Source organism: Pedobacter sp. Bi27 (assembly GCF_918698255.1).
In the GTDB taxonomy this organism is placed as follows: domain Bacteria; phylum Bacteroidota; class Bacteroidia; order Sphingobacteriales; family Sphingobacteriaceae; genus Pedobacter.
Window position 1 is genome coordinate 80,037 of the sequence record NZ_CAKKMW010000003.1, and the last position, 18,181, is coordinate 98,217.

General features: G+C 38.0%; 20 protein-coding genes and 1 tRNA gene. 8 read left to right on the top strand and 13 right to left on the bottom strand.

The window, feature by feature from the left end; translation table 11 throughout:
- Positions 1 to 144 precede the first annotated feature (144 nt).
- Complete coding sequence (locus LQ227_RS10450; protein ID WP_230144322.1) at positions 145 to 678, top strand: thioredoxin family protein; 534 nt, start codon at positions 145 to 147, stop codon at positions 676 to 678.
- Between the two features lie 102 nt (positions 679 to 780).
- On the opposite strand, the gene LQ227_RS10455 is transcribed toward LQ227_RS10450, so the two are convergent.
- From LQ227_RS10455 to LQ227_RS10490, 8 genes are all read right to left on the bottom strand, one after another.
- On the bottom strand, positions 781 to 990 hold the full coding sequence (locus LQ227_RS10455; protein ID WP_230144323.1) for a hypothetical protein: 210 nt from the start codon (positions 988 to 990) through the stop codon (positions 781 to 783).
- Positions 991 to 1,197: 207 nt separating this feature from the next.
- Positions 1,198 to 2,898 carry a glycoside hydrolase family 3 protein gene (locus LQ227_RS10460; RefSeq protein WP_230149274.1) on the bottom strand — a complete coding sequence of 567 codons (1,701 nt, stop codon included), beginning with the start codon at positions 2,896 to 2,898 and terminating at the stop codon, positions 1,198 to 1,200.
- A 143-nt stretch (positions 2,899 to 3,041) separates the two neighbouring features.
- Entirely contained in the window at positions 3,042 to 3,614 is a 573-nt protein-coding gene (gene nadD / locus LQ227_RS10465; RefSeq protein ID WP_230149276.1) for a nicotinate (nicotinamide) nucleotide adenylyltransferase, read from the bottom strand.
- A gap of 9 nt (positions 3,615 to 3,623) precedes the next feature.
- Positions 3,624 to 4,007: a type II toxin-antitoxin system VapC family toxin gene (locus tag LQ227_RS10470; RefSeq protein ID WP_230144326.1), complete on the bottom strand. Its 384-nt coding sequence runs from the start codon at positions 4,005 to 4,007 to the stop codon at positions 3,624 to 3,626.
- Positions 4,007 to 4,210, bottom strand: a complete 204-nt coding sequence (locus tag LQ227_RS10475; RefSeq protein WP_230144327.1) for a DUF2281 domain-containing protein — start codon at positions 4,208 to 4,210, stop codon at positions 4,007 to 4,009. Before LQ227_RS10475 ends, LQ227_RS10470 begins: the two co-directional genes overlap by 1 nt.
- A 36-nt stretch (positions 4,211 to 4,246) precedes the next feature.
- Positions 4,247 to 4,813: a guanylate kinase gene (gene gmk, locus LQ227_RS10480; protein ID WP_108197851.1), complete on the bottom strand. Its 567-nt coding sequence runs from the start codon at positions 4,811 to 4,813 to the stop codon at positions 4,247 to 4,249.
- A 58-nt stretch (positions 4,814 to 4,871) separates the two neighbouring features.
- Positions 4,872 to 5,735, bottom strand: a complete 864-nt coding sequence (locus LQ227_RS10485; RefSeq protein WP_230149684.1) for a YicC/YloC family endoribonuclease — start codon at positions 5,733 to 5,735, stop codon at positions 4,872 to 4,874.
- A gap of 298 nt (positions 5,736 to 6,033) precedes the next feature.
- On the bottom strand, positions 6,034 to 6,765 hold the full coding sequence (locus tag LQ227_RS10490) for a 1-acyl-sn-glycerol-3-phosphate acyltransferase (RefSeq protein ID WP_230149278.1): 732 nt from the start codon (positions 6,763 to 6,765) through the stop codon (positions 6,034 to 6,036).
- 70 nt (positions 6,766 to 6,835) lie between these two features.
- Between LQ227_RS10490 and LQ227_RS10495 the strand changes: the two genes are divergently transcribed.
- The 3 genes from LQ227_RS10495 to LQ227_RS10505 are packed head-to-tail and all read left to right on the top strand — an operon-like array spanning position 6,836 to position 8,977.
- On the top strand, positions 6,836 to 7,495 hold the full coding sequence (locus tag LQ227_RS10495) for a hypothetical protein (protein WP_230149297.1): 660 nt from the start codon (positions 6,836 to 6,838) through the stop codon (positions 7,493 to 7,495).
- A gap of 47 nt (positions 7,496 to 7,542) precedes the next feature.
- Positions 7,543 to 8,280, top strand: coding sequence for a hypothetical protein (locus LQ227_RS10500; RefSeq protein WP_230149298.1), 738 nt, complete (start codon positions 7,543 to 7,545; stop codon positions 8,278 to 8,280).
- Complete coding sequence (locus LQ227_RS10505; RefSeq protein WP_230149301.1) at positions 8,267 to 8,977, top strand: hypothetical protein; 711 nt, start codon at positions 8,267 to 8,269, stop codon at positions 8,975 to 8,977. The genes LQ227_RS10500 and LQ227_RS10505 overlap by 14 nt, the downstream gene beginning before the upstream one ends.
- Positions 8,978 to 9,131: 154 nt before the next feature.
- On the opposite strand, the gene rnc is transcribed toward LQ227_RS10505, so the two are convergent.
- The 3 genes from rnc to LQ227_RS10520 all read right to left on the bottom strand — a co-directional run bounded on the left by rnc (position 9,132) and on the right by LQ227_RS10520 (position 11,467).
- Positions 9,132 to 9,860 (bottom strand): ribonuclease III, encoded by a 729-nt coding sequence (gene rnc, locus LQ227_RS10510; RefSeq protein WP_215124919.1) that lies wholly within the window; start codon positions 9,858 to 9,860, stop codon positions 9,132 to 9,134.
- A gap of 95 nt (positions 9,861 to 9,955) precedes the next feature.
- Positions 9,956 to 11,209 (bottom strand): beta-ketoacyl-ACP synthase II, encoded by a 1,254-nt coding sequence (fabF, locus tag LQ227_RS10515; RefSeq protein WP_029274997.1) that lies wholly within the window; start codon positions 11,207 to 11,209, stop codon positions 9,956 to 9,958.
- A 21-nt stretch (positions 11,210 to 11,230) separates the two neighbouring features.
- Positions 11,231 to 11,467 carry an acyl carrier protein gene (locus LQ227_RS10520; protein WP_008508386.1) on the bottom strand — a complete coding sequence of 79 codons (237 nt, stop codon included), beginning with the start codon at positions 11,465 to 11,467 and terminating at the stop codon, positions 11,231 to 11,233.
- Between the two features lie 158 nt (positions 11,468 to 11,625).
- Here LQ227_RS10520 and LQ227_RS10525 point away from each other — a divergent pair, with 158 nt between their 5' ends.
- The 3 genes from LQ227_RS10525 (at position 11,626) to LQ227_RS10535 (ending at position 13,796) form a co-directional block, all read left to right on the top strand.
- A complete protein-coding gene (locus tag LQ227_RS10525) occupies positions 11,626 to 12,045 on the top strand; it encodes an IPExxxVDY family protein (RefSeq protein WP_230144333.1) in 420 nt (139 codons plus the stop codon).
- 147 nt (positions 12,046 to 12,192) lie between these two features.
- Positions 12,193 to 13,623, top strand: coding sequence for a pyruvate kinase (gene pyk, locus LQ227_RS10530; protein WP_057931851.1), 1,431 nt, complete (start codon positions 12,193 to 12,195; stop codon positions 13,621 to 13,623).
- Between the two features lie 88 nt (positions 13,624 to 13,711).
- Positions 13,712 to 13,796 (top strand) — tRNA-Ser (locus LQ227_RS10535).
- A 192-nt stretch (positions 13,797 to 13,988) separates the two neighbouring features.
- On the opposite strand, the gene LQ227_RS10540 is transcribed toward LQ227_RS10535, so the two are convergent.
- Positions 13,989 to 14,618, bottom strand: a complete 630-nt coding sequence (locus LQ227_RS10540) for a hypothetical protein (RefSeq protein WP_230144335.1) — start codon at positions 14,616 to 14,618, stop codon at positions 13,989 to 13,991.
- A 120-nt stretch (positions 14,619 to 14,738) separates the two neighbouring features.
- Positions 14,739 to 15,053 carry a peptidyl-tRNA hydrolase gene (locus LQ227_RS10545; protein ID WP_230144336.1) on the bottom strand — a complete coding sequence of 105 codons (315 nt, stop codon included), beginning with the start codon at positions 15,051 to 15,053 and terminating at the stop codon, positions 14,739 to 14,741.
- Between the two features lie 380 nt (positions 15,054 to 15,433).
- On the opposite strand from LQ227_RS10545, the gene ppsA reads away from it, so the two are divergent.
- Positions 15,434 to 18,058, top strand: a complete 2,625-nt coding sequence (gene ppsA / locus LQ227_RS10550; protein WP_230144337.1) for a phosphoenolpyruvate synthase — start codon at positions 15,434 to 15,436, stop codon at positions 18,056 to 18,058.
- Positions 18,059 to 18,181 lie beyond the last annotated feature (123 nt).

The window sequence follows — 18,181 nt, forward strand, 5'->3', positions numbered from 1 at the left end:
TGGAGAATGTAAAATTCATATTTGATTAAACCTTCGTTCTTAATCCCTTTTCATTCTACGGACTGTTTCCACTCTGTAAAGAATTCGAGAATAATCCATTGTAACCCTAGACTTTATTACATTTGCTATTATTCATCGAAAATCATGAAAAAATTAATCATCTTATTAACTGCTGCATTAATTTCGACAGCGGCGTTTAGTCAGGCGAAAAAAGAAGGTGTTCATATCTATAACCCACAAGCAGATGCTAAAGCTGAAATTGCTGCTGCGGTTGCAAAAGCTGCTAAAGAAAATAAACATGTTTTGTTGCAGGTTGGTGGTAACTGGTGCAGCTGGTGTATCGCCTTTCATAATCTGGTTGACAGCACAGCAACGCTGAAAAAATACATTAACGATAATTTTGAAACCGTTCTGGTTAATTACAGCCCTGAAAATAAAAACGAAACTGTTTTAGCCAGCTTAGGCTACCCTCAACGTTTTGGTTTTCCGGTATTTTTAATTCTGGATGGGAAAGGCAAAGTACTCCACATCGAAAATTCTTCTTACTTAGAAACCGAAGAGATTGGCGCTAACGGTAAAAAGAAAGTTGGGCATGATGTAAAGAAAATCACTTCATTTTTAAAAGGATGGACAAGCACCGCGGTTAATCCCGAAACTTATAAGCCGAAGGCCAAATAAAGGTTTAAGGTAGAGGGTGTAAGGTTTAAGGCCCAACGACAATAGCCGGAGCCTAAAAAAGCAAGAAAGCCATCCTGATGTAAAATCGGGATGGCTTTCTTGTTAATCGTCTAAATCATCTTCATCTAGCTCATCATCGAGGTTTAACTCATAAGAAGCCCTTGATGCTTCATCGGCTTGTTCCAACAGATCTTTATCATGTTCAATGTTGGTGTCGTCGCCATTAATTTCGTTGATATTTTCAACATCATCCTCTCTGCGTAAAGCATCATTCGGATCGTTTGAATAATTGTCATCTTCTGGATCTATCATAACATTAAGGTTTTATATTAGATAATCGTTTTGAGAGTAAAATTGTTTTAAGAAAGCTAAAAGACTAAAGCAATAGATTGATTATCTGTAAATGCTGTATTTCCGGAGCTAAAATATATAAATAAAAAATGCCGGATGATTTAGTCATCCAGCATGCAATTCTTTTTCGAATTAGAGCCCTCCCTTTTAGGAGAGGGTTGGGAGGGGTTAAAGGCCATCTCCAAATTTATAAAACGGCGCCACGCCTACAGGCAACTTTCCTGTTGGTACCAATCGGTTATTAATTACAGCAGCAGCTGAAATCTGCATATAATCTTCTTTTTGATAGGCAACAACCAAACCTTTACTGTTTTCCAACCCTGATAAACCGGCCAGATTATATGGGTTTGCAAAGAGCGCAAAAACAGCATTCTTTGCCGATAATTCTTTAATAAAATTCTTTACGCCTGCATTTAGCGGGATATTATTGGCTGGTCTTGCACGACTATCGTGAATACCCACAATCACTTGGTCAAATGCGCCGATTTCGCGGGCAATGTTCGAAATCTGAGTAGCACTGGCATCTTTATCCAGTACATAATAAACAGAGTTATAATAACCTTTCGAAACCTCTTTTTGGAAAGTGGTAACCGAAGGTACACCGATGCTGATAATGGCCGTTCTTCTGATCGGGATGAGGCGTTTGATATAATCTTTACCTTTTAACAGCGTTACCGATGCATTGGCAAGTTCCTGCACCAAAGCGTTGCTCGACTTGCGGTTTACACCTGCAACAACACCTTGGGTTACAACCGTATCGCGCTTTGCCAGGCCTGCCCAGTATTTTGCAGTCAATATTTTACGCACACTCTGGTCTATTTCAGCCATGCTTACACGATCTTGCCTTACGGCTTTACGCACCAATTTAATGGCCCTGTCGCTGTTTTCAGATAGCTCAATAATATCGTTTCCGGCAATGATACCCATTAAATCAGCTTCACCACCTTTAAAATATTTTACCACGCCTTTCATATCCATCGCGTCAGAAATAATCAAACCTTTAAAGCCCAATTTCTGCTTCAAAATCCCTGTAACAATCGGTTTAGATAGGGTAGAAGGTAGGTTTGGTGTAGCATCTAGCGATGGGATATTCATGTGGGCAATCATCACGCCCGATGCACCTTGTTTAATCAGCTCTTTAAAAGGATATATCTCCAATGTATCTAAACGTGTAGCAGAGAAAGTAAGCTGTGGTAAATCGTAGTGCGAATCTACATCGGTATCGCCATGACCGGGGAAATGTTTCAACGTAGTTAATAAACCTCCATCTTGCATTCCTTTCATATAAGCGGCAACCTTAGAGGCTACGTTATATTTATTTTCGCCGAAAGAACGGTAATTGATTACGGGGTTTTTGGGGTTGTTATTGATATCGGCATCAGGAGCTAAATTCATCTGCATCCCCATGCGCTTGTAATCTTTAGCCACTTCAAGACCCATTTTATACAGTAATTCTTTGTTTTGGATGGCACCCAAAGTCATTTGATAAGGATAAGAAATGGTACTGTCCAAACGCATGCCCAGACCCCATTCACCATCATTTGCCACAATTAACGGCACCCGACTTAGTTTTTGATAAGCGTTTGTGGCTAAAACCTGTCGACCAGGGCCTCCCTGAAAAAAGATAACCCCACCCAATTGTTCTTTTTTTATTACCTGACCAACTGAATCGGTATATTTTTTACCCAGATTGGTGTGTGCCCGAACAAAGAACATCTGTGCAATACGTTCTCTGCGGTTAAGTTTGTTAAAAACCGAATCTACCCATTTAGGTTGATTGGCCAATAATTCTAAGTAGGTTTTTTGTTGTGCGCTTGCCGAAAATGCAGCGCCACAAAGGGCAAGGAGTATAAATAAGTTTTTTTTCACGTGTTTTGTTTGTATCTGCTGCCGCTAAATTAGTAATCAAAAGGTGAATTAAACAAAAACCAATCCAAGTAATCGATTTAATACAATATGTTGTAAGCCTGTTGTTTTTTAGGTGCTGTATAGGTTAGAAATATTGATCGCTGCTATTTATACATTCCCTTGCCTTCAATGAAATCAATCACTTCATCGGGCAGAAAAAACTGAACATTCTTTTTCTCTTTAATGGCTTTGCGGATAAAGGTTGATGAAATTTCCATTAAAGGGGTTTTGGTAAAAGTGATGGAAGGATGATTTTCCCATTCACTTACATTTGCCTCTGGGCGCGGATAAACATAAATATGATAGTTTTTTAAAAGCACCTCGTAGTTTTTCCATTTTTTGAATGATACCAGATTATCGGCACCCATAATGAGTACAAATTGCTTTTCAGGATATTTCTCGTGAAGATAGGTTAAAGTATCGATGGTATAAGATGGCTGCGGCAATGCAAATTCGATATCGCTCACACGGATATGTTCTGCATTTTCGGTCGCCAACTTGGCCATTTCCAAACGGTCGTACATATTGGTTAAGCCACTCTTATCTTTTAGCGGATTATGTGGCGAAACTACCAACCATACTTCATCAAGCTCGGTATAGTTAGCCATGTAATTGGCAATAATTAAATGCCCGGTATGGATGGGGTTGTATGAGCCAAAGAAAAGACCAGTTTTCATGTTTATGATTTACCAAAGCGCTTTAACCTTATAAAAGCTAAAGTTTTGGTCTTTTGTTAAAATCGTTAAGTTTTCAGAGATGCCCTGAGCAATTAAAATCCGATCAAATGGATCACGATGATAAAAATCTAATTCATTCAGCTTAATAATATGATCGAATGAAATTGGCAATATTTCTATTTGATTTTGATCTAGAAAATCTAAAATTTTATCGAAATCTGCGCTTAAAGAAAGTTTGTTTAATTTAGATTTAATTGCAATTTCCCAAATACTAGCAATGCTAATCAAACATTGATTATTTAGGTTTTTAATTTCATTAACTATCTTCTTTGGCAAGGATGAATCTCCATTTATAAACCAGATAAATGTATGCGTATCTAACAGAAGCTGCATTACATATAATCTTTAAAGTCTTCTAATGGTTCATCAAAATCAGCAGACATTTTAAAGAAATCTTTGGCATAGCCAAATTGTCTTTCTTTCAATTTTTTACTTTCTTTCGATTTTTTCTTTAGGGATGAGACAAAATCAGACACTTGCTTCTTCAGGTCTGAAGGCAATGAAGATATTTGGCTATATAATTGAATATCAGTCATCACTCAAATATAAAGATTTCTACTTTCTTTAGAAAACTATTTCTTCAAAAAATCACCTACCAACTGCTCTGCTTCTGCACAAGCTGTAGCCAGATCGTAATTTTTTAAAATTACATCAAACTTATCTGCATAAAGTAATTCTTTTTCAGCTTTGATAAAACGTTCCTGTAATTTTTCCGGACTATCTGTTCCGCGACCGCTTAAACGTTCTTTTAAAACGTCTAGAGATGGTGGCTGAACAAAAATGGCCAAAGCATCTTCTTCATATTTTCTTTTCAAACGGATACCGCCTTCTACATCAATATCGAAAATAACATGTTTGCCTTCATTCCAGATGCGTTCGATCTCGGAGCGTAAGGTGCCATAAAAAGTTCCGTTATAAACTTCTTCGAATTCCACAAATTCCTGGCGGGCTACTTTGTGCAAAAACTCTTCTTTACTAATAAAATAGTAATCGTTTTCATGTGTTTCAGCGCCTCTCAATTCGCGGGTGGTTGCAGAAATAGAAAAGCTCAGTTCAGGAAATTTCGTTAATAAATGATGTACTATAGTGGTTTTACCTGCTCCTGATGGTGCCGAAAATATGATTAATTTGCCTTGCATTTTTAAAAATTTTGCGATTGGCGTCTGGCGTTAAGCGCTTATCGCTTTCCGCCTAACGCTACAACACATTCAGTAATTGTTCTTTTATCTTTTCTAATTCTTCTTTCATACCTACAACAAATTGTTGCATCTGGGCATCATTTGCTTTAGCACCCATGGTATTAATTTCTCTTCCAATTTCCTGAGAAATGAAACCCATTTTTTTACCGTTTGCTTCTTTGCTTGCTAAAGTTTGCAAGAAATAATCGCAATGGCTTTTTAAACGTGTTTTTTCCTCGGTAATGTCTATTTTGTCAATATAGTAGATCAATTCCTGCTCGAAACGGTTCTGATCGATATTTACTTTGCCTACAGCATCGTCTAAAAACTGGGTGAATTTATCGCGGATTGCGGTAATTCTTTTAGGCTCTAATTCTTCAACAGATTTGAAATAAGAAAGGATATTTTTAATTCTCAGTTCTAAATCGGCCTTTAAAACTGAGCCTTCATCTTCTCTGAATTTATTGAAATTGGCCAAAGCCGAGGTAAAAATCTGAAACAAATGGTTCCACTCATCCTCGCTTACACTTTCTTCCTTGTAACTGATTACATCAGGAAAAGTTAATGCGGTTTGCAATAAGTTACTGCTACCAGCACCCAATTCGTTATTAACGGCAATAAGCTGTTTGTAGTAGTGGCTTAATAAGGCCGTATTGATGGAAGCACCCGTAACTTCACCATTGGTACGTTCTACATTGATGCTTAAACTTACTTTTCCTCTTTCGATGTCTTTACTGCAGATGTTGCGCAGGATCAGCTCTTTATCAGAAAAAGCTTTAGGGTATTTTAAATTCAGCTCCAGGAATTTGCTGTTGAGCGATTTGATTTCGACACTATACTTTGCATTTGCATAATCGGCTGTTGCTAAGCCGTATCCTGTCATGGATTTTATCATGCGCAAAGATAGGGTTTTAAGCCGAAAGGAGAAATAATAATGGCCAAGGCGTGAGAACTGTGTAGAATAATAATTAGAGCTATGTATAAATATTAAGAAAATCAGCGTTCAATATTTCTTTGGTAATTGCAGCCCCGCTTTTCATTACAAGTCCTCGCTGTGTGCTTTTCATTTCAATCGGGTTTATGTACATCGTGGAGTAGTTTTTGGCAGGGGTCTGTTACCTACAAGGCGCAGAACTGCTTTAGCCAAAAGTACCGAATCCTCATTTTCAAATAAAGATTAGCTATTTTTTTATTAACAGTTCTAAAATTGCGTTGAAAGTTTTTTCCTTTAACATTTCCAGATCATCAGCAACGAATCCCTTCGCCTCAATGGCTTCTCCAAATACTGTTCTAATCATCCCGGGGTTGAGTAAAAGGGGGTTCGTTCGGTGGAAATGTGCCTTACTGTTCAATATCGCAAAAGGTAAAATCGGTGTTTGGGTTTCTATCGCCAGCCGAAACGCGCCATCATAAAATGGATTTAAAGGCTGATTGGATTTATTCATTGTCCCTTCGGGGAAAATCAGGATCGATTGTCCATCGGCCAGGTCTTTTCTCAGTTCGGCTACAGAATGGTCTCGGCTTTCTCTGCTACTTCGATCAATCATCACCACCAAACGTTTGTAAATCCATCCAAATACCGGGATTTTAAGCATTTCGATCTTTCCAAGTGGACTAAAAGCCTGTGGAATGCAGATTACAATGGCAACGGCATCTAAAAATGAACTGTGATTGCCTACATAGATGTAAGCCCGCGAAGTGTCAATTTTTTCTCCACCGGCGGTAAACCATAAAAAAGTAAAAACGCTAAAGCTCCATGCCCAGAATTTTAAAAAATAGAATGAAATTTTTCTTCCTGTTTTTTCCTTAAAAATACCTGTACTGATCAGGATAAAAGGGCAAACGATTACCATGAGTATAAAAAATACGATTGCCGAATAGCCTAAATAAAATCCGCCCAATAGCTTTCTCATGGTTATTAACGTTTCTTTAACAGTTTGCAAGATTAACAAATGTTAATTTTACAAAAAATATTTTATAGATATGAAAGCATTTCTAATCACGCTATCACTTTCATTACTATTGTTCTTTTTGCCTAAAAAAACGCTCGCTCAAATTACTTCGGCTAAAGGCGTTATTTTAGAAAAAGGAACACAGATCCGCATTGCATTGGCTGTAGTGACCAATATCAACAACAAACAATCGGTTGGCAGTAATGACATGGGTTTCTTTCAGATCAAGGCCAAAATTGGTGATACCCTGGTTATCAGTAAAAGGCACTTCAATAATATTACTGTCGTGCTCATCAACGATCAGGATTTGGTTATAACACTACTCAGGGCCGAAATGCTGTTGGAAGATGTAACAATTAAAGCAGAAAACAAACAACAAAACTTATCGGCTGTTAGGTTAGAACATCGTAAGAAAACTTATTTTTATGGTAAGAAAAGAAATCCGCTTTATTATGCACGTTACCCGCTGGCAGCCATCATGGAGCTGTTTAGTGCAGAGCGGAAAAATGCCAGGCGGTTTGATCGTTATTATGAAAATGAGACCAGAGAATTGGAAATAGACCGTTTTTTTAACGTTAGAATTGTCAAAAATAATACAACATTAACGGCTAAGCAAATGAATAAGTTTATGTTGGATTACAGGCCGAAATATAAACAGATTAAAGATTGGAATACTTATGATGCCGCTTGATACATTAAAAAATCAGCAAAACAATATTTAGATACTTTAAGTACACCATGAATCATTTAAAACTCTTTCTTTTATTGATCATCTTAACACAAGGCTTAAAAACAAAGGCTCAGGATTTTGTGCTGAAAGGTGTAGTGATTGAAAAGGGTTCGAATGTACGGATTGCTTTGGCTGGGATTACCAATATCAGAAGTAAAATGGGCTCCACAAGTAACGATATTGGTATGTTTCAATTAAGTGCGCGTACTGGCGACACATTGTTGATTCAAAAAAGAAACCTGAATGAGCAAAAAGTAGTCGTTAAAACAGATGATGACCTGGTTGTTTATCTGATCAGAGGAAGTACTATGCTAGAGGAGGTTACAGTTAAAGGACAGACTAAAAAGCAGGAAATGGAAAGCATAAAAAGCGACCTGAAAAGAAATGGTTCATTTTATGCAGGTAAACCGCCTTTAATTTTATTAAATCCATTTGGAGGAAGTCCGATAACATTTTTTTATGAGCTTTTTGGAAAAACACCGGCAAGAGCGCGTAATTTTAACCGTTATTATAAAAAGGAGCTAAGTTTAATCGAGGTAGATAAGTTTTTTAATAAAAATTTAGTTTCGAACAATACGAACTTAACCGGGAAAGATCTGGACAAATTTTTGCTGGATTATTACCCGACACGCAGCATGACCATTAACTGGAGCAATTACGATGCGGTGAAATACATCAAAGAATCGGCTAAGAAGTATACCGAATACTTTGAAACATACAAATTAACACACCATGAAAAACTTTAAATTTGCCGTTATACTATTTGTTTTTACCTCAATCAGCTTCTTCGCAAAGGCACAGGATTTTATTGTCAAAGGTGTGGTGATCGAAAAAGGTTCGAATATCAGGATTGCCTTATCCGAAATTACCAATCTGCGCACCGGAATTGGTGTTGGTAGCAATGATATTGGTATGTTTCAGTTAAAAGCCAGAATTGGCGATACACTGCTGGTAATTAAAAGGGATCTGATCGATCAGCGAGTTGTGGTGAACAGCGAAAAAGATCTTGTAGTTTATCTGGTTAGAGGGAGTACCACGCTAGCCGATGTTACCATTAGGGGAAATACCAAAAAAGAGGATCTGGATGAGATTAAGCGCGAGTTTAAAAATAAGGGCGTGTACAACGGGGGTAAAACAACGCTTTTGTCTGCTATATTCAGCCCTTTAAATGCATTATACAATTTAATTGGCACTGACCCTAAAAATGCAAGGAGATTTGGCAGATATGCCGATAATGAAATCAAACAATCCCAGATTGACGTATACTTCAACCAGAGCATTATTAAAAACAATACCGAACTAAGGGGCGATACTTTAGAGAAATACATGTTAAACTGCCGTCCGGAATTTGATAAGGCTCAATACTGGAACAGCTACGATTACATTAAATACATTAAAGAATCTTCGAAGAAATTTACCGATACGCTAGGGAAGGGAAAGTAGTCTTTAGTCCGAAGTCTATAGTCGGTTTAGCGTTTCGAGTTTTAGGCAAAAAGTCGGAAGTCAGAGGTCAGAATTTTTAGTCTATATCAACAGTTAACCGACTAACCAGTTATACAATCAACCAAATAAACCAATGACTACTGAACCAATGAACTTATATGCTCAATGCCTCACAAGCTTTCTCTGCGGCTAATTTTTCAGCATTTTTCTTGTTATAATCTCGTCCGGTACCTACTTTTTCGCCCTCTACTACAGCACTAATTGTAAATAATTTAGCGCTTTCGCCTTCGCCATTCTCTGCCAGTTCGAACATTACATCCTTACCATGGCGTTGGCACCATTCGATCAATTTACTTTTGAAATTGGTTTCTGTAAGCTCTAAAGTGTGGATGTCGATGTGTGGTTTTACGATCCTGCGCAATAAAAATTCTTTGGTAAAGTTGTAGCCCTTATCCATATAGATGGCACCCACTATGGCTTCAAAAGCATCGCCTAGCATCGAATTGTGCTTGGTTTGTACGCTCACTGAACGCTGATCGAACTGAATAAGCTTATCAAAACCAATTTTCTTTGCCAGCTGATTTAAATTAGCCCGGTTTACAATCTTCGAACGCATTTCGGTTAAAAAACCTTCTTCTTTGTAGGGGTAATGCTTAAAAAGCAGTTCTGCTATCACCGAACCTAAAACAGCGTCGCCTAAAAATTCTAAGCGTTCGTTGCTGCTCCTGCTTCCATTTTTTAAAACTTTTGCTACAGAACGATGCCTGAACGCCATTTTATAGAGCGTAACATTGCCTGGAACAAAGCCTAAAATGTTTTTCAGCTTTTTAACAAACTCCTTTTCGGGAGAGAGGTAAAGTTTATATAATTTTAATATCGGCATTAAATAAATAACACAATTAACGGCTAATTAGCATATTTAACTAAGTTATCTATTTTTAATTAGCATACAAAATTATATAGCAGGGCTGTTTTAAATTAATCTTCGTATTTCTTAAAAATAACAGAAGCGTTATGGCCGCCAAAACCGAATGTATTACTTAAAGCAGCTCTAACGGTACGTTTTTGCGCTTTGTTAAAAGTAAAATTCAATTTAGGGTCAAATGCAGGATCATCTGTAAAGTGATTGATTGTTGGAGGAACAATATCATTTTTAACAGAAAGAATTGCTGCAATTGCCTCAATAGCTCCAGCTGCACCCAAAAGGTGGCCAGTCATCGATTTGGTTGAGCTGATGTTTAAACGATAAGCATCCTCACCAAATAATGTACCAATGGCTTTGGTTTCACTAATATCACCAAGAGGTGTAGAAGTACCGTGTACATTGATATAATCTATATCCGCAGTTGTTAAACCAGCATCTTTTAGTGCATTGGTCATTACCATTCTAGCGCCTAAACCTTCAGGATGTGGTGCGGTGATGTGATTAGCATCAGCACTCATTCCACCGCCAACAAGCTCTGCATAAATTTTTGCACCTCTTGCTTTTGCATGTTCAAGTTCTTCTAAAATAATGGTTCCAGCACCTTCACCGGCTACGAAACCGTCACGGTCTTTATCAAAAGGACGTGATGCCGTTGCCGGATCTTCGTTACGTGTTGATAATGCATGCATGGCATTAAAACCACCCATACCTGCTTCGTTAATGATCGCTTCAGAACCGCCACTTATAATTACATCAGCCATACCCAAGCGGATATAGTTAAATGCATCAATCATTGCGTTTGTTGAAGAAGCACATGCCGAAACGGTTGCAAAATTTGGCCCACGTAAGCCGTATTTGATCGAGATATGCCCTGGAGCAATATCAATAATCATTTTAGGGATAAAAAATGGATTGTATCTTGGCGTACCATCTCCCTTAGCGAAATTCGAAATTTCATCCAGGAAAGTTTTCAACCCACCTATGCCTGCGCCCCAGATTACTCCGATCCGGTTGGTATCTAATTTTTCAAAATCAAAACCACCATCTTTCACAGCCTCATCTGTTGCTACAAGAGCATATTGTACAAACGGATCTAGCTTGCGGGCTTCTTTTTTCTCCAAAAAGTCTTCCGGATTAAAATTTTTAACCTCGCATGCGAATTTGGTCTTGAACTTTTCAGTATCAAAACCCTTAATAGGAGCAGCGCCACTCACCCCGTTAGTCAATCCTTCCCAAAAATCGGGAACATTATTGCCTATAGGAGTGAGCGCACCCAACCCTGTTACTACTACTCTTTTTAATTCCATTTATACTGAAAAAGCGTAATTCTATTTAACGTTTTTTTCCAAATAAGCAATCGCTTGACCAACTGTACCGATGGTTTCAGCCTGATCATCAGGAATAGCTACATTGAATTCTTTTTCAAATTCCATAATCAATTCTACGGTATCTAAAGAATCTGCACCTAAATCGTTGGTGAATGAAGCCTCTGGCGTAACTTCGCTTTCGTCAACACCTAGTTTTTCTACGATAATAGCCTTAACTCTTGAAGCAATATCAGACATAATTTTATAATTTAATGGTTAAATAATTCTGTGCAAAGAAAAATAAATTCTTACAATTTTCAAATGTTTTTATTTCGATACGTAATTTTGGTATCTCAATAACACAGCGAATATAGAATTAGTTTTTTAATTTCGTTCTGTAAATAATTTATTTCGCTTTGAATAAGACTTACCTAAAACTTACCTTAGACCTTGATTTTATACTAATTGCGATCACAGCGCCCCTAAAAGACTATGTGCTTTGCCACAAAATTAATACCCGGTTAAATACTCAATTTGAAAAAATAGAAGACCATGAAATATTTTTTAATATCGACGAACCAGCCTGGTGTTTCTCGAAATATTACTTTTTTGTAGAGCAAGGTGAGGTAGAATACTACTTAATTTGCAATAAAAGCAGCGATGGTTTTCTAATTCCCGAGATGAACAAAGTAGATTTTTTTATTATTATTAAAGAATTTATTGATAAGGAAGATTTGGATTATTTAATCAATGGTTTAAATAAACTGCCTGATATACAGGTGGCTGCAAAGATAGATCCGGCCAAGTTAAAGAGCCGTGAGAATTTGGTAATATAAAAATTATATACTTGGTGTATTAAATACACTATATTTGACGGTTACAAACAAAGAACAAAAGAACAAAATATATAAAATTTGATGCAGTTTGATTATTTTAGATAATAATTAATGCTTTAAACTGCATTGCTAAAATCAATTAATTAAATGAAACCTTTTCATTCGAGAACTAAAATTGTTGCCACGCTTGGGCCTGCATCAGCAAAACCAGATGTATTATATAGTATGTTTAACGCAGGTTTAGATGTTTGCCGCTTAAACTTTTCGCACGGATCACAAGCAGATCACCAGGCGGTTTTGGATACTATCCGCGATTTAAACAAAAAATACGATTATAATGTAGGTATCCTTGCCGATTTACAAGGTCCTAAAATCCGTATCGGTTTAGTAAAAGAAGGTGGTATTAACCTGATCAATGGTAAAACTACCGTAATTACTACTAACGAATGTATTGGTAACGAAGAACGTATTTACATCACCTACCAAAACTTCCCTCAGGATGTTCAGGCGGGTGAAATTATCCTTTTGGATGATGGAAAGCTTCAAATGAAAGTGATTTCTACCAACTTAAAGGATGAAGTAGTTTGCGAGATTGTTCACGGTGGTATTTTAACTTCAAGAAAAGGTGTAAACCTTCCAAATACTAAAGTTTCTATTCCTTCATTAACACCAGAAGACCGCGAAAACTTAGAATTTGTTTTAGAAAATGATGTAGAGTGGATCGGTTTATCTTTTGTGCGTAAAGCTGAGGATATCATTGAACTTAAAAAGATTATTGCAGAACGTGGTAAAACTGCCCGTGTAATTGCTAAAATTGAAAAACCAGAAGCCATTGCCAATATCGACGAGATTATTGCAGTAACAGATGGTATTATGGTTGCCCGTGGCGATTTAGGTGTTGAATGTCCGATGGAAGAAGTTCCATTATTACAAAAAATGATTGTTGCTAAATGTAGAGCAGCTTCTAAACCTGTAATTGTGGCTACACAAATGTTGGAGAGTATGATCACTACACCCCGCCCAACACGTGCAGAGGTGAATGATGTGGCCAACTCTGTTTTAGATGGTGCTGATGCAGTGATGTTAAGCGGCGAAACCTCAGTTGGAGAATTTCCGCTGATCGTAATCGAAACCATGCAAAAAATTATCCAGAACATTGAGCAGAACAACTATCCTTTCAATCCTGATAAGTTTTTAAAACCAAAATCGCCTTCTTTCTTAAGCGATGCCATTTGCGATTCGGCTTGTTTCTTAGCGAAACAAACTAACGCGGTAGGTATTGTATCGATGACTTTAAGCGGTTATACTGCTTTCGAAATCTCAAGCCACCGTCCGGAAGCTTTGACCTTTATTTTTACCAGTAACAGGGCATTATTAAATGCAGTAAGTTTACTTTGGGGCGTAAGAGGTTTCTACTACGATAAGTGGGAAAGTACCGATAATACCATTATTGAGGTTAACGAATTCTTAAAAAGCAAAAAATTGGTGAAACAAGGTGATATCATCATCAATACTGCCGCTATCCCAATGGAAGCAAAAGGTAAAACCAATATGTTAAAAATTACGGTTATAGATTAATTTCTAATATCATATTTATAAAATGCTCCTGATTTTAATCGGGAGCATTTTTTTTATCAATAAAAAATATACTTTTGCAATCCAGCACGGAGAGGTGTCAGAGTGGTCGATCGAGCACGCTTGGAAAGCGTGTGTACTGCAAGGTACCGCGGGTTCGAATCCCGCCCTCTCCGCATAACGAGAATGAGTTCTCAAACAGATAGGATTGTTCGTCTTGAGCATTTCTACTTGCTTCTGATACCAAGTTTTATATTGTAGGCCACGATTTGTAAAATGTATTAATGCAGATTGACAACGTCGATAAATCCTGCTGAAACTGTACCTTCTTCTATAATAATTTGACTACTCCATCTATAAATAATTATTTATTGGAGCTCCTTCTTGTATTTTGCGCCAGCTTTACGGAACATGTCATGGTATTTTTGATATTTTGATTGCATGGCGGATCCTTTACTACGTGCCAAGTGAAAATCAATATAATCAAGCAGCGTCATCTGGTCATAAAGGTCTATTTTATTCAGGTCCAGTTGCCATTTGATCGCATCTTCCAGGAATTGGTCAAAGTTAACGGCAACAGCATACTTTAAAAGGTTTCCATCCCTAATATCAAACGTAATTGCATTGCATGATGTATATCCTGTTTGTTGGTAAATCTTCCACATTGCAGAAATCTTTGTAGCGATGTTTTGTTCGTTATCGTGTAAGGTATCAACTTTAGCCGCGAGATAAAACCGTTGCTGATACATATACTTAAAACGAGTCCCAACTTCTTCAGGTGGTGTCCAATCACCCACTATAAGACAAATATGCTGCATCTTTTTCAAGTCCCACTCAGGAAAGAGTGTTCGCAGATAGTCATGAGCTGCATTAGTTTTCATTCCCTGCCTTACGGACAAGAACTTACCAATCCGCGGATCCTGACCGGTTTGTGCAAATAAAGAAAACGTGATAAACACAAGTAATACACAAAGCCTTAGTCGATGTATAACATTCATAGTCGAAATTTATAAAATAAATGTGCTTAGAACAAATTTGGTTAAAAACAGTATAAATATGGGGATTTAATACCTCCTCATTAACCATTTATGGCTTAGTTCTCTTGGTTATGCATGTCTCTAGGTGTCTTTGGGTGTCCACATGCTAAAAAATTTAAACATCTTGGAATATTCTTCTCTCGGCGAAAATGCGATACAAACTTCCTGATTGTCCAATGCTGATTCTGTTAGTACTATATGGTCTGGTTCCTTTTTAGCATTTACGAACTCCGTTTCGGAAACTACACAAACAACCTTCTTAAATATTCCATTAATCCATATCTGCATATTTTCTGTATTTTCAAACTTTCTAAAACAGGCAAGGGAAGCATGTGCTGTTATTACGGGTACCATTTTATCAGGAATATCTCTTTTAACTAGAATATACATCTTCATACTAAAAATTCACTTTATCATGTACAATACCTCTTGATTTGTGAGGTCTGCGTTTGAGATAAATTTACTGAAAAACCGTGAGGATTAAAGAAGTTTCTGAGCGCAATTTTGCAGACTGTCTGGTGGCAGGCTAGTGAATCGAACTGTGAAAATCATTTTGTCATTTTTGAAGTTAAGGTACCCTGTTGAGGGGAAAAACCGGGATAATTTCATCTTAATTATTGTCGCTTTGTTGTAAGGATAACGCCAATGCTTCTACCATTATTGCGTTTGGAAAATTATAGTTAAAAAACGTTGTTTTCCAGTGCTATAGCCTATATTTTTGGATCTGTTCCTTAAAAATGTGATTAAAAGGGACAGAATTTCTATCAAATTAAAGCATGAAAAATATGGGTAATTATGTAATTGGTTTTCACGAAATCGACAGGTCTGATGTTTTAGAAGTTGGGGGGAAGGGCGCCAATCTTGGCGAACTATCAAAAATTGAAGGAATACAAGTGCCCGATGGCTTTTGCATAACCACTGAAGCCTATAAAGAAATAACAGGAAACAATAATGTACTTAACAGTTTATTGGATGAGTTGGGCCAGCTCAAAACAGGAGAGCTGCAGGCGGTTAATAAAACCAGCGCCAAAATCAGGACACTTATTGAAAACATATCCATTCCGGATGATATTGTTCAAGAGATTGGAAGGTATCTTGCCAGTTCTGGCAAATATGAGGCCTTTGCTGTGCGGTCTAGCGCTACTGCCGAAGACCTCCCATCAGCATCTTTTGCAGGTCAGCAGGATACCTACCTGAACACTATTGGAAAAACAGCCATCTTAAAACATATCAGCAAGTGCTGGGCATCATTATTTACCGATAGGGCGGTAATTTATCGCCTCCAGAACGGTTTTGACCATCGGAAAGTGCAATTAGCTGTCGTTGTGCAGAAAATGGTTTTTCCTCAGGCTGCAGGAATTTTGTTTACTGCCGATCCGGTTTCAGGAAATCGGAAAATGTTGTCTATTGATGCCAGTTTTGGATTAGGAGAGGCCATGGTTTCGGGCCTGGTAAATGCTGATAATTATCAAGTGTGCAGCGGCAGAATTATCAATAAAAAAATATCAACTAAGAAACTGGCTATTTATGCCTTAAAGGATGGTGGTACAAAATCTCAAGCGCTTTCAGCTGGAGAACAAAATAGTCAAGTGCTTACAGATGAACAGATTTTACAGCTTGAGCAGCTGGGTAGAAAGATTGAGGAGCACTTCGGCCATCCCCAAGACATCGAATGGTGTTTGGTTGATGGTAAGCTTTATATTGTGCAGAGCAGGCCAATCACTACATTATACCCAATCCCCGAAGGGAACGATCAGGGAAACCATGTTTACATATCTGTAGGCCATCAGCAAATGATGACTGATGCCATGAAGCCACTAGGGCTATCGTTATGGCAGTTAAGGGCAGCCAGGCCAATGTTTAAAGCCGGAGGAAGGTTGTTTGTAGATGTAACGGATAGTTTGGCCACCGCAACTGGGAGGACGAATTTATTAGATGCGATGGGACAACATGATCCGCTCATCAAAGATGCATTGATCACGATTACAGAAAGAGGCGACTTTATAAAACAACTACCAGATGACGGAAAAAGACCGGTGCTGGTCAAGAGTACTAAGGGCCTGTCTGCTGCCGATATTTTAGCGCAAATAGGAAACGACCCTGCTATCGTTGCTGGTCTGATCAAAACTAATGAGGCATCAGTAGAAACACTAAAACAAAATATCCAATCGAAATCAGGACCGGACCTTTTTGATTTTATTCTGGAAGACATCGAACAATCAAAGAAGATGATATTTGATTCGCAACATATGGGAGTGATCATAGCCGCGATGAATGCTTCGTCCTGGCTCAATGAAAAGATGGAAGAATGGTTGGGTGAAAAAAATCCGGCAGACACACTGTCTCAGTCGGCACCCAACAATATTACTTCAGAAATGGGCCTGGCACTATTGGATGTTGCAGATGTAATCCGTCCTTATCCGGAGCTCATTAATTATTTACAAGAGACAAAGAAGGGTAATTTTTTAGATGATCTGATTCAATTTGATGGTGGAAAGGAGACGCGGAATGCAATCTACGCATATCTCGAAAAATACGGAATGCGGTGTGCAGGAGAAATTGATATTACGAACACACGCTGGAGCGAAAAACCATCGATATTAATTCCCTTAATCCTTAGCAATATCAAAAACTTTGAGCCCAATGCTGGTAAACGAAAATTTGAGCAGGGGAAACAGGAAGCTTTAAAAAAGGAAAATGAATTATTAGGTAGATTGGCTCCTTTACCAGGCGGTGAACAAAAAGCCCTGGAAACAAAGCAAATGATTAGTCTGCTCAGAAATTTTGCGGGTTATCGTGAATATCCTAAATATGGCATTGTTAACCGCTTTTTTGTTTATAAGGAGGCTTTACTAAAAGAAGTCGAAAAACTCATAGATGCTCATGTGTTTCATGAAATGAAAGATAGCTATTACCTCACTTTTGAAGAACTTCGTGAAGTGGTACGTGCACATAAGGTTGATTACCAGTTTATTGCTGAACGAAAAGAAGAGTATGGCAAACACGAAAAACTTACGCCGCCACGGGTAATTACCTCTGATGGCGAAGTTATTACAGGTAAATACAATCGCGATAACCTTCCGGCAGAGGCCATTGTGGGTTTAGCGGTTTCTTCAGGAATGATTGAAGGACGGGCACGCGTAATCCTAAACATGGAAGATGCTGATCTGGAAGATGGAGATATACTGGTTACCCCATTTACAGATCCCAGCTGGACGCCATTGTTCGTCTCAATAAAAGGCCTGATTACAGAAGTTGGTGGATTAATGACACATGGCGCTGTAATTGCAAGAGAATATGGACTGCCGGCGGTGGTCGGCGTGGAAAATGCCACCAAACTGATCAAAGACGGGCAGCGGATCAGATTGAACGGAACGCATGGGTATGTGGAGATTTTATAAATAAGTCTGAAATCTTTAGTCCGGAGTCAATTTATCTTGAGTTGGGCGTTTAGCGTGGAGGTTTTGGAGCGGATTAGCTGATCAATTAGTCCAAAGTCTAGCGTTCGCAGCCGAACTTGTGAT

Excerpts from the sequence above, each read along its gene's own strand:
- nadD (WP_230149276.1), bottom strand. The coding sequence starts at position 3,614 with ATGAAAACTGGTCTTTTCTTTGGCTCATACAACCCCATCCATACCGGG.
- gmk (WP_108197851.1), bottom strand. The coding sequence starts at position 4,813 with ATGCAAGGCAAATTAATCATATTTTCGGCACCATCAGGAGCAGGTAAA.
- pyk (WP_057931851.1), top strand. The coding sequence starts at position 12,193 with ATGAAACCTTTTCATTCGAGAACTAAAATTGTTGCCACGCTTGGGCCT.
- fabF (WP_029274997.1), bottom strand. The coding sequence starts at position 11,209 with ATGGAATTAAAAAGAGTAGTAGTAACAGGGTTGGGTGCGCTCACTCCT.
- ppsA (WP_230144337.1), top strand. The coding sequence starts at position 15,434 with ATGAAAAATATGGGTAATTATGTAATTGGTTTTCACGAAATCGACAGG.
- LQ227_RS10470 (WP_230144326.1), bottom strand. The coding sequence starts at position 4,007 with ATGCAGCTTCTGTTAGATACGCATACATTTATCTGGTTTATAAATGGA.
- LQ227_RS10495 (WP_230149297.1), top strand. The coding sequence starts at position 6,836 with ATGAAAGCATTTCTAATCACGCTATCACTTTCATTACTATTGTTCTTT.
- LQ227_RS10490 (WP_230149278.1), bottom strand. The coding sequence starts at position 6,765 with ATGAGAAAGCTATTGGGCGGATTTTATTTAGGCTATTCGGCAATCGTA.
- LQ227_RS10475 (WP_230144327.1), bottom strand. The coding sequence starts at position 4,210 with ATGACTGATATTCAATTATATAGCCAAATATCTTCATTGCCTTCAGAC.
- rnc (WP_215124919.1), bottom strand. The coding sequence starts at position 9,860 with ATGCCGATATTAAAATTATATAAACTTTACCTCTCTCCCGAAAAGGAG.
- LQ227_RS10540 (WP_230144335.1), bottom strand. The coding sequence starts at position 14,618 with ATGAATGTTATACATCGACTAAGGCTTTGTGTATTACTTGTGTTTATC.
- LQ227_RS10485 (WP_230149684.1), bottom strand. The coding sequence starts at position 5,735 with ATGACAGGATACGGCTTAGCAACAGCCGATTATGCAAATGCAAAGTAT.
- LQ227_RS10505 (WP_230149301.1), top strand. The coding sequence starts at position 8,267 with ATGAAAAACTTTAAATTTGCCGTTATACTATTTGTTTTTACCTCAATC.
- LQ227_RS10520 (WP_008508386.1), bottom strand. The coding sequence starts at position 11,467 with ATGTCTGATATTGCTTCAAGAGTTAAGGCTATTATCGTAGAAAAACTA.
- LQ227_RS10500 (WP_230149298.1), top strand. The coding sequence starts at position 7,543 with ATGAATCATTTAAAACTCTTTCTTTTATTGATCATCTTAACACAAGGC.
- LQ227_RS10545 (WP_230144336.1), bottom strand. The coding sequence starts at position 15,053 with ATGAAGATGTATATTCTAGTTAAAAGAGATATTCCTGATAAAATGGTA.
- LQ227_RS10455 (WP_230144323.1), bottom strand. The coding sequence starts at position 990 with ATGATAGATCCAGAAGATGACAATTATTCAAACGATCCGAATGATGCT.
- LQ227_RS10450 (WP_230144322.1), top strand. The coding sequence starts at position 145 with ATGAAAAAATTAATCATCTTATTAACTGCTGCATTAATTTCGACAGCG.